The organism is Paenibacillus hunanensis (assembly GCF_034055775.1).
Lineage (GTDB): Bacteria > Bacillota > Bacilli > Paenibacillales > Paenibacillaceae > Saccharibacillus > Saccharibacillus hunanensis.
The window spans coordinates 65544-75000 of the sequence record NZ_CP139194.1 but is presented as its reverse complement, the minus strand read 5'-3'; the positions used below and the strand labels follow the sequence as shown (position 1 = coordinate 75000).

The following is a 9457-nucleotide window of genomic DNA, read 5'->3' as shown; positions in this document are numbered from 1 at the left end:
ATATCCAGCGCATTGTGATGCGTGATAAACGGCTTCGCTGCCGCACCACCCGCAATGCTGTGCAGTGTTGGTGTTTCTACTTCCAGATAGCCGAGCGAATCCAGATAACGGCGCATCGATTGAATGATGCGGGAACGTGTAATGAAGGTACGCTGTACTTCCGGATTCACGATCAGATCCACATAGCGCTGACGGTAACGCAGCTCAACGTCTTTGATGCCGTGATATTTGTCGGGTAGTGGCAGCAGAGATTTGGTGAGCACTTCTAGCTCCAGTACTTTGATGGACGTTTCACCTGTTTTTGTTTTGAAGACTGTTCCTTTAACACCTACGATATCGCCCAGATCGAGGATCGTGAACGCTTCGTATTGAGCTTCGGAAACGGTATCTTTACGTACGTAAATTTGGATACGTCCGCTCAGGTCCTGAATATGTGCAAAGCTAGCTTTACCCATGACACGCTTGGTCATGATGCGACCAGCCAGACTTACAGTCACTTCTTTTTCTTCCAGCTCTTCTTTGGTAAGGGTATCGTACGTGCTCAGCACATCGTTTGCAGTCGAGGTACGAACATACTTTTTGCCAAATGGGTCGATGCCCAGTCCGCGTAGCTCATCCAGCTTCGCCCGGCGCACCTTGAGCAGTTCGTTCATTTCGCTTTCGCTTATTACGTTTTCTTCCTGTTGACCAGGATTCAATGTTTCATCAGACATCGCTGAATTTCAACTCCTTCAATAAAATACATATGCGTCATGATCTTCAAATACGGATTCATCCTGATCTCGCTCTGGCAAGAACCACCTAGGAGACGCTACTGTATCCGTACCGGTAGCAAGGATGAATCATTCAAAGGGTATTTTCCCCGTTCAATCTATATGGCACATAGTTATAGTTTACTTGATTTGAACTGAAACTGAAATCCGCAAAACGGTAATTGTATGGAATTTCAGTATAATTTCAAGAAAAAAGCTCCCTTAACGGAAGCTTTTTCATACATAGAGCATTTTCGACTATACATCATTGTAGCACTTCGAGCAGGCTGTAGGCGTTCTTATGTAGAACGAACAGGATGCAAACGCTATTGTATAAGTTCGGCATTGGATCGTAAATGTGTTTACGATATATAGATGCTTAGGTCATACAGTGGCTTGATCGAAGCTTACTTCTTGATTTCGACGATTTTGTACTGGATTACGCCAGCAGGTACGTTTACGTCTACAACAGTACCTTTTTGTTTGCCCAGGATAGCTTTGCCTACAGGGCTTTCGTTAGAAATTTTATTTTGAGAAGGATCGGATTCTGCTGTACCTACGATGGTGTATTCTGTCGTATCGCCGAACTCCAGATCTTCTACAATTACAGTTGCACCGATGCTCACTGCATCTGTATTGATCTCATCACTGTTAATGATACGTGCATTACGCAGCATTTTTTCCAGTGTAATAATGCGTCCTTCGATGAAGGCCTGTTCGTTCTTGGCATCTTCATACTCGGAGTTCTCACTGATATCGCCATATCCAATGGCAACCTTGATACGTTCTGCCACCTCGCGGCGTTTTACGGACTTGAGGTTTTCGAGTTCATCTTCCAGCTTCTTCAGACCGTCCTGTGTCAAAATGACTTCTTTATCGCTCATCTTAACCAAATCTCCTGTCATGTGAATAATTTTCAATCGGTTCAAAAATTCGCTCTCGGAGCTTCCCGCATGAATATTAGCCGGTCATTCGAAAGCAGCGAAGACTCATACAAGATCGCAAAAACGGTAATTGTACCGGGAAATCTCCCAGAAGCTATATCAAATCTAACCATTAGCTCAGTCAAATTTATACTGCAAAAGTATATGGGAATGATTATGAAATGTCAATAAAAAGGGACCCGCCTGGCTCGATGGCTCAGATAGGGTCCTTTTTGGTGTGTGATATCTCTATTTTAACTAACCATTTCAAGCGATATGCGGCTGTCTATTGTCGTGAAGCTGCATCGGTACATGTCTGCCAAGCAATTAAACAGAGGCTTGTGCTGGTGTAGCGCATTGCACCTGTACAAACGGTACGGCTTCATGGTCAGCATCAGAGGCAACATGATCAGGCAGGTCTTCGAGGAATTGATGCAAAATCCGCACCATTTCGTCACGCTTCGTGCCTTCCATGATAGAGTTCTTGATGCTTGCGGAGCCTTTGAGACCTTTGAGATACCAGGATAGATGCTTACGCATCTCACGCACAGCGACGACTTCACCCTTCAGCGCAACCAGACGATCCATATGCAAAATAGCAATGCGAATCTTCTCTTCTGCGGTTGGATCAGGCATCAGTGTGCCGGTGTTCAGGTATTCCACTGTACGATACAGCATCCACGGATTACCCAGCGCACCGCGACCAATCATGACACCGTCACAGCCTGTTATGTCTAGCATGCGTTTTGCATCTTCTGGTGTAACCACATCACCATTACCGATTACCGGAATGGAGACGGATTCCTTGGCCTGCTTGATGTAAGACCAGTCTGCCTGTCCGGTATACAGCTGCTCGCGTGTACGTCCGTGCACACTGATCGCTTTGCCGCCACCTGCTTCTACTGCCTTCGCATTATCGATCACATAGATATGATCATGATCCCAGCCGATACGCATTTTCACGGTAACGGGCTTGCTCACATTCGCGACTACAGCAGCGACCATCTCATTAATCTTATTCGGGTCAAGCAGCCAGCGTGCACCCGCATCGATCTTGTTGACCTTAGGTGCAGGGCAGCCCATATTGATGTCGATAATATCAGCATTCGTATCCTGATCGACAACTTTCGCTGCTTCTACCAGTGAATGACGATCTCCGCCAAAAATTTGCAGACTTAGTGGCTTTTCGCGCTCGTCGACAAATAACATTTCATGGGTACGCTTATTACCGCTTAAAATGGCTTTATCGCTAACCATCTCGGCGCAAACAAGACCTGTACCAAATTCCTTGGCAATGAGACGAAACGCTGGGTTGCACACACCCGCCATTGGGGCGAGCACAACTCGGTTTTTTAATTCAATATCACCGATTGTTAACATCGGAGAGTTCACTCCTTTTACTTCTGCTTCGGTCATGGAACGGATCGAGAGGACTGTCGCCGAAGACAGGAGGTGGATACAACGTACAAAACAGATGACTAGCATTTACCATTATCACAAATGCCTTACGACTACGATTACGGTTGTTTTAGACGTATCGTTTATTCATTAGAATGACTGCTTATCCTATTATAAGGAATAAACAACATTGATTATTTCAATTTTGAAGGAAATGGCAGTTCACAGGCATGTACGTATTGAATATCTTGGTCCTGTACATGCTGAAGGGAATCGGTCACAAGCTGGTATAGCTCCGGCGCTTGTTGTTGCTCCACAATTTCGTGTAGCGGTACCAGCACAAAAGCACGCTCATGCATACGAGGGTGTGGCAGTTGCAAGCGCTCCGTGTCCATTTGGATGTCATCCATCCATAGCAAATCGAGATCAACGGTACGCGGACCCCAGCGAATATCGCGTACACGGCCTAGCTGATGTTCAATATCGAGCATCGTTTGTAGTAATTCCAGTGGTTGCAGACCAGTAGACACCCGAATCACCATATTATAAAAGGCTGGCTGTTCGGTATAGCCGACAGGTGCTGTATCATACATGCCTGAGCAGCGCTGTACCTCAATCTGAGGATGATTATTCAGCAATTGAATCGCATCGTATAATGTCTGCTCTCGATCGCCTAGATTGGCGCCTAAAGCAATATAAGCCTCTGACGAATCAGAGGAATGGAAGGAATTCATCACTTACCTACGCTCACTTTCGTGTACGCCGCAGCTCCACGGTCACGCCTTGAAAGTGAATATCAAACGGTGGATGCGGCTTGGTAACTCGAACGGTCAATACATGTACCCCAGTATAAGCGTCCAGCAAAACCGTTGCAATACATTCTGCCAGCGCTTCGATTAATTTGAACGATTTCTTTTCCACGACTTCTTTAACTTTCTCATGAATCTCTGCATAATTAATCGTTGTCTCCAGCTGATCGGTACGACCGGCTTCGGACAAATCCAGCTCAAGCTCCAAATCTACATAGAAGCGCTGACCTAGCTTACGCTCTTCTTCAAACACGCCGTGGTAGCCGTAATATTCCATACGGGTCAATATCATTTTATCCATAACGCTCATTCCCTTCATGATTACATATGACCATCGTTGATCGTATCAGGATATACCTTGCTGTAGCATCGCATCGCACATCATGGCTAGCTTCTTATTGGCACGCACATCGTGTACTCGAATAATCTGACAGCCCTGAGCGATACCGAGAGCAGTCGTTGCGAGTGTGCCTTCCACTACATCATCAGGCGCTGCATCCAGCACACTGCGAATGAATCGTTTGCGCGAGGTGCCTAGCAGCATAGGATAGCCTAATGGATGCAGCTCGTCCAGCCGACGCATTAGCTCCAGATTATGCGCGCCTGTCTTGGCAAAGCCGATACCCGGGTCTACAATAATCTGCTGTGGCTGAACCCCTGCTGCCAGTGCCTGCTGAATACGCTGCTCCAGATCATGTCGTACATCTGTCGCTAGATCGGTATAGTCCATATTGTAGCGATTATGCATCAAAATGTACGGACAGCCGAGCGCAGCGACCACATCAAACATACGCTCATCTTCCAGTCCGCCCCATACATCATTGATCATATGCGCGCCTGCTTCAATCGCCTGACGCGCCACCTCTGCCTTGTACGTATCGATCGAAAGGGGCACATGCGGCATCTGCTGTTGTAGTGCCTTGATTATCGGCAGTACGCGGTTCAACTCCTCCTCCTCCGATACAGGCTCATGCCCAGGTCGGGTCGACTCGCCACCGATATCGATGATATCTGCTCCTTCTTCTACCATCTGCCTGGCATGCGCTACGGCGAGCTCAACAGATGTATAGCTCCCTCCGTCGGAAAAGGAGTCCGGTGTAATATTTAAAATGCCCATGATCTGTGTGGTCTGATCCAGCCGTAGAGTGGCTGTCCCCATATGATATTCACGAATAGGATGTACGGGTTGCTTCACGTTTGGTAAGCCTCTCTTTCATAAACGGTGCAAAGCATAGCGGTATGCTGACCGATCTGTCCGTCACCGACGATCACTTCATGATCATCATCCAGTAAACGGACGATGGGTACAATCTCCTGCACCGAATTAGTTACAAATACTTCGTCTGCATCGATAAGCTGCTCCCATGTGTACAGTCCCTTTTCAACGGATAAGCCCTGTTGCTCTGCCAGCTCTATCACCCATGCTCGTGTGATACCCGGTAGAATACCTGTATCTACAGAGGGTGTGTATAGAATGTCTTCTTTGATAAAAAAGACATTGCTCACGATGCCTTCGGCGAGATGTCCTTCGGCGGTTAGCATCAGCCCTTCGACAGAGGCTGCTGGCTCATCCGCATAGAGCAACAGTTCACGTTTGCCAAGAATACTATTCATATAATGAAGCGATTTGAGTCTAATGTCGCCTTCGGGCGTGTTACGAACCGTATGCAGCTTGCGTAGCGACTTGGTTGGACGTATGGAAGCAGTGGGTAATGATTTGGCATAAATGATAACGTTCGGCTCGGTATAGACGCCAGAGGGCAGACCGAGTATGTCCTCGCCTGCGGATACGGTATAACGCAGGTATGCTTCTTGCAGCTCATTGGCTTGCATCAGATCGCTCATCTGCCGCTCTACCTGCTCCGTTGTCGTCGACCAGCGAATGCCTAGTGAAGCGCAGCTCGTCTGTAAACGCCGCAGATGACGATCCAGCAGAAACGGGCGTCCATTGTACGTACGCATCGTTTCAAACAAGCCCATTCCATACAAGAAGCCGTGATCCATGACGGATACCACGGCTTGCTCGATCGGTGTAATCACACCATTTATACTAATGTACTTCATACGCTAGCTGCTTTATCCACTTTACGACTCAGGAAATTACGCAAAATGGTATGACCGTGATCGGTTACAATCGACTCGGGGTGGAATTGCACACCTTCCACTGCATATTCCTTGTGACGCAGACCCATAATCTCGCCTTCGGCTGTCTCAGCGGTAATCTCCAGACAATCTGGCAGACTGCTACGTTCGACGATCAGGGAATGATAGCGTGTAGCTGTAAATGGAGCTGGCAGATTCTCGAATACCGATGTAGATTGGTGCAGTATTGGTGACGTCTTACCATGCATCAGTCGTTCTGCACGAATTACGTTCCCACCAAATGCCTGTCCAATCGCCTGATGACCAAGGCATACGCCGAAAATTGGAATTTCACCCTTGAAGGTCTGGATGACATCGATCGTAATGCCTGCCTCTGTTGGTGTACAAGGGCCTGGCGACAGCAAAATATGATCTGGATTCAGTTCACGAATGCCATCCATATCGATCTCATCATTACGGCGTACGATAACCTCCTCGCCCAGTTCACCCAGGTATTGCACCAGATTGTACGTAAAGGAATCGTAGTTATCAATTACAAGTATCATCGCTGTTCCTCCCTCTCCTGCCGAAGACGCTCCTGCTGTTCACTCAGCATGACCGCTCTGGCTAAAGCTCTCGATTTGTTAAAGCATTCACGGTATTCACGATACGGGTCGGAATCGATAACGATCCCTGCCCCAGCCTGCATATAAGCAATGTTATCTTTGACGGTTAATGTTCGGATAATAATATTTAATTCCATATTGCCACTATAGTCAATCCAGCCCATTGAGCCGGTGTACGCTCCGCGTCTCGTTTGCTCCAGCTCTTCGATAATTTCCATGGTGCGGATTTTCGGTGCGCCTGTGATTGTGCCACCCGGGAAGGTCGCTGCAATCACATCATACACGTCCTTATCCTCCGCAAGCTCTGCCTCAACACCGGATACGAGATGCATCACATGAGAATAGCGCTCGATCGTCATGAGCTCCGGTACACGGACACTTCCATACCGCGCAATTCTGCCCAGATCATTACGCTGTAAATCGACCAGCATAATATGCTCGGCACGTTCCTTTTCCGTTTGCAGTAGTTCCTGCTCCATCGCTAGATCTTCCTGCTCGGTCGTGCCACGACGTCTTGTACCTGCAATCGGACGTGCGGCAACGGCTCCATCACGTACAGATACGAGCAGCTCGGGTGAAGCAGACACCAGCTGAAAGCCTGGCAAACGCAATAATCCCATGTAAGGAGACGGGTTCGTCAAACGTAGCCATTCATAGATCGATTCTGGCGTGCCCTCGATAGCACGCTCACTACGCAGCGATAGATTGACTTGAAATACATCACCCTGTCCAATATAACGCTGTACCGATTGCACCGCCTGCTGAAATGCTTGCTGTTCAAAACCGGTTGTAAAGCCATAGCCTTCGGTACGTGAATCCGTCAATGCGGCTGGATGCTGCTGCAATAGCTCGCGACGCTGTGTATCGGCCTTGCTTACAGTCGTCAGCCATTGCTGCCACTGCTGCGCCATCTGCTCAGCGAGCGTTGCTGCCTGCTCATAATGTGCAGAACAAGTGACTGTTTCATCTGCCTGTGTATCAGTAGCTACTAATGCTACTGGAAGATGCACACAGCAATATAATTCTTTTTCCAGATGATCGACGACCCATAGCTGATCAAAACGCAGCCATACATACTCCGGTAAACCCAGCTCATTTGGCAGTCGATTCGGTAAGCGTTCCAATGAACGCGCGATATCATAGCTGAGAAAGCCTGCACAGCCACCGATGAATGGCGGAGCTGCTTCTACGCGCGGAGCGCGGTAGCTCGACATCCATTGACGCAGTACATCCAGTGGCTTGCCATGATGCTGCTTCATTCCACGTATCTCATCTACTGACTCGGTCTGCTGAAACGCTGACTCAGCAGATGATTGAGTTGAAGATAGCGATGCGACTTCTCCTGTCCAATCAACAGACAGCTCTTGCTCCTCAGCTTGCTCCAGATCACCGCTTAATATACCGGAAGGCTGCAAACCGAGATAGGTGTAGCGTCCGCCTTTGCCATTTTCCAGCAATACGGAATGAGGAAATTGCTCGCTCCACAGTACCTCCCAGCTCGCAGGCAGCAACTGTTCATGTAGCGGGATGCGCAGCAAATAAGGTAGATGCGTATAACCTTCCCCGCTCCATTGCTCCCACTGCTGTAAAGATATACATACTCTGGTCAATCCTCGTTCCTCCAACCTGATCATGTGTAGTTTTTCGTTAGTATACTAAAGCGCAGTAGAATTGAGAAGAGCTTTCCTGACAGATCTGCACCGAGATAGCAAAAAGCCTCTGCTACAAATCCGAAGATCGGTGCAGAGGCTTATCGTATACCCATCTAATTGCGCTGGAACGATGCGCTTGTAGCTGGGCTCCTATAATTAAGATTCGAAGTTGTACAGTGGTGTACTCAGGTAACGCTCACCGTTACTTGGAATGATGACAACGATACGCTTGCCTTTGCCAAGCTCTTTTGCCACTTTCAATGCAGCATGTACAGCCGCGCCAGAAGAAATACCGGACAGCACGCCCTCTTCCTTCGCCACACGACGTGCCACTTCAAAAGCTTCCTCGTTCTCTACGTGAATGATCTCATCGTATACATCACGGTTCAAAATTTCAGGGATGAAGTTCGCGCCAATCCCTTGAATTTTATGAGGGCCTGGTTGTCCACCCGCCAGAATTGGGGATGCCGCAGGCTCTACCGCATAGATTTTGATATCCGGGAAACGCTCTTTGAGCACTTCACCTGCACCCGTGATCGTACCACCTGTACCGATACCTGCGATAAAGGCATCCAGGGAGCCGCCGATCGAATCGATCGCTTCCACGATCTCTGGACCTGTCGTTTCACGGTGAATTTTCACGTTCGCTTTATTTTTGAATTGCTCTGCCATAAAGTAGTCAGGATTCTCCTGTACGATACTTTCGGCTTTTTTAACCGCACCGTTCATACCTTCGGAACCCGGAGTCAGCACCAGCTCAGCACCGTAAGCACGCAGCAGATTGCGACGCTCCAAGCTCATCGTTTCCGGCATTACGATCACGCATTTATAGCCTTTTGCCGCAGCGACCATCGCCAGACCAATCCCTGTGTTACCGCTCGTCGCTTCAACGATGGTACCGCCTGGTTTCAAAAGGCCTTGCTTTTCCGCTTCTTCTACGATGCTGATCGCAATACGATCCTTTACACTGGAGCCTGGATTTTGATATTCCAGCTTCAGATAGATTTCTGCGCTATCTTCCGGCACTACACGGTTCAAACGAACGAGTGGAGTTCCTCCGATCAATTCTGTCACACTATTTACGACTTTTGCCATGCCTGTTGCCCTCCTTCAAATAATAGAACGTAGCGATGATAGAACGCTATATGTGTAATCTATGCTAATCCGAGTAAAACAGTAGGTATTAATATAATTAATATTATCAATACGCTAAGG

10 protein-coding genes (1 of these 10 running past the window's edge) are annotated in these 9457 nt (G+C 48.0%); all 10 read right to left on the bottom strand.

Annotated elements, in window-relative coordinates; all coding sequences use genetic code 11:
• Positions 1–713, bottom strand: partial view of a lysine--tRNA ligase gene (gene lysS, locus SK066_RS00325; protein ID WP_320543218.1) — the start only. Its footprint begins 826 nt before the window's first position; only the first 713 of its 1539 coding nucleotides appear in the window; it begins with the start codon at positions 711–713; the stop codon falls past the left edge of the window.
• Between the two features lie 446 nt (positions 714–1159).
• Complete coding sequence (gene greA / locus SK066_RS00320) at positions 1160–1636, bottom strand: transcription elongation factor GreA (protein WP_320543217.1); 477 nt, start codon at positions 1634–1636, stop codon at positions 1160–1162.
• A gap of 366 nt (positions 1637–2002) precedes the next feature.
• A complete protein-coding gene (gene dusB, locus SK066_RS00315) occupies positions 2003–3055 on the bottom strand; it encodes a tRNA dihydrouridine synthase DusB (RefSeq protein WP_320543216.1) in 1053 nt (350 codons plus the stop codon).
• Between the two features lie 212 nt (positions 3056–3267).
• Positions 3268–3807, bottom strand: a complete 540-nt coding sequence (gene folK / locus SK066_RS00310; RefSeq protein WP_320544768.1) for a 2-amino-4-hydroxy-6-hydroxymethyldihydropteridine diphosphokinase — start codon at positions 3805–3807, stop codon at positions 3268–3270.
• A gap of 13 nt (positions 3808–3820) precedes the next feature.
• Positions 3821–4183, bottom strand: coding sequence for a dihydroneopterin aldolase (gene folB / locus SK066_RS00305; RefSeq protein ID WP_250345666.1), 363 nt, complete (start codon positions 4181–4183; stop codon positions 3821–3823).
• 45 nt (positions 4184–4228) lie between these two features.
• Positions 4229–5041: a dihydropteroate synthase gene (folP, locus tag SK066_RS00300; protein WP_320544767.1), complete on the bottom strand. Its 813-nt coding sequence runs from the start codon at positions 5039–5041 to the stop codon at positions 4229–4231.
• A gap of 32 nt (positions 5042–5073) precedes the next feature.
• A complete protein-coding gene (pabC, locus tag SK066_RS00295; protein WP_320543215.1) occupies positions 5074–5946 on the bottom strand; it encodes an aminodeoxychorismate lyase in 873 nt (290 codons plus the stop codon).
• The gene (gene pabA / locus SK066_RS00290; protein ID WP_250345668.1) at positions 5943–6530 is read right to left on the bottom strand and encodes an aminodeoxychorismate/anthranilate synthase component II; all 588 of its coding nucleotides are present in this window, start codon (positions 6528–6530) and stop codon (positions 5943–5945) included. Before pabA ends, pabC begins: the two co-directional genes overlap by 4 nt.
• Complete coding sequence (locus SK066_RS00285; RefSeq protein WP_320543214.1) at positions 6527–8200, bottom strand: anthranilate synthase component I family protein; 1674 nt, start codon at positions 8198–8200, stop codon at positions 6527–6529. Before SK066_RS00285 ends, pabA begins: the two co-directional genes overlap by 4 nt.
• A gap of 198 nt (positions 8201–8398) precedes the next feature.
• A complete protein-coding gene (gene cysK, locus SK066_RS00280) occupies positions 8399–9337 on the bottom strand; it encodes a cysteine synthase A (protein ID WP_250345670.1) in 939 nt (312 codons plus the stop codon).
• Positions 9338–9457 lie beyond the last annotated feature (120 nt).

Bases quoted from the DNA above. Each gene is read 5' to 3' on its own strand.
- pabC (WP_320543215.1), bottom strand. From the start codon at position 5,946: ATGAAGTACATTAGTATAAATGGTGTGATTACACCGATCGAGCAAGCC.
- pabA (WP_250345668.1), bottom strand. From the start codon at position 6,530: ATGATACTTGTAATTGATAACTACGATTCCTTTACGTACAATCTGGTG.
- cysK (WP_250345670.1), bottom strand. From the start codon at position 9,337: ATGGCAAAAGTCGTAAATAGTGTGACAGAATTGATCGGAGGAACTCCA.
- folB (WP_250345666.1), bottom strand. From the start codon at position 4,183: ATGGATAAAATGATATTGACCCGTATGGAATATTACGGCTACCACGGC.
- folK (WP_320544768.1), bottom strand. From the start codon at position 3,807: ATGAATTCCTTCCATTCCTCTGATTCGTCAGAGGCTTATATTGCTTTA.
- greA (WP_320543217.1), bottom strand. From the start codon at position 1,636: ATGAGCGATAAAGAAGTCATTTTGACACAGGACGGTCTGAAGAAGCTG.
- dusB (WP_320543216.1), bottom strand. From the start codon at position 3,055: ATGTTAACAATCGGTGATATTGAATTAAAAAACCGAGTTGTGCTCGCC.
- folP (WP_320544767.1), bottom strand. From the start codon at position 5,041: ATGGGGACAGCCACTCTACGGCTGGATCAGACCACACAGATCATGGGC.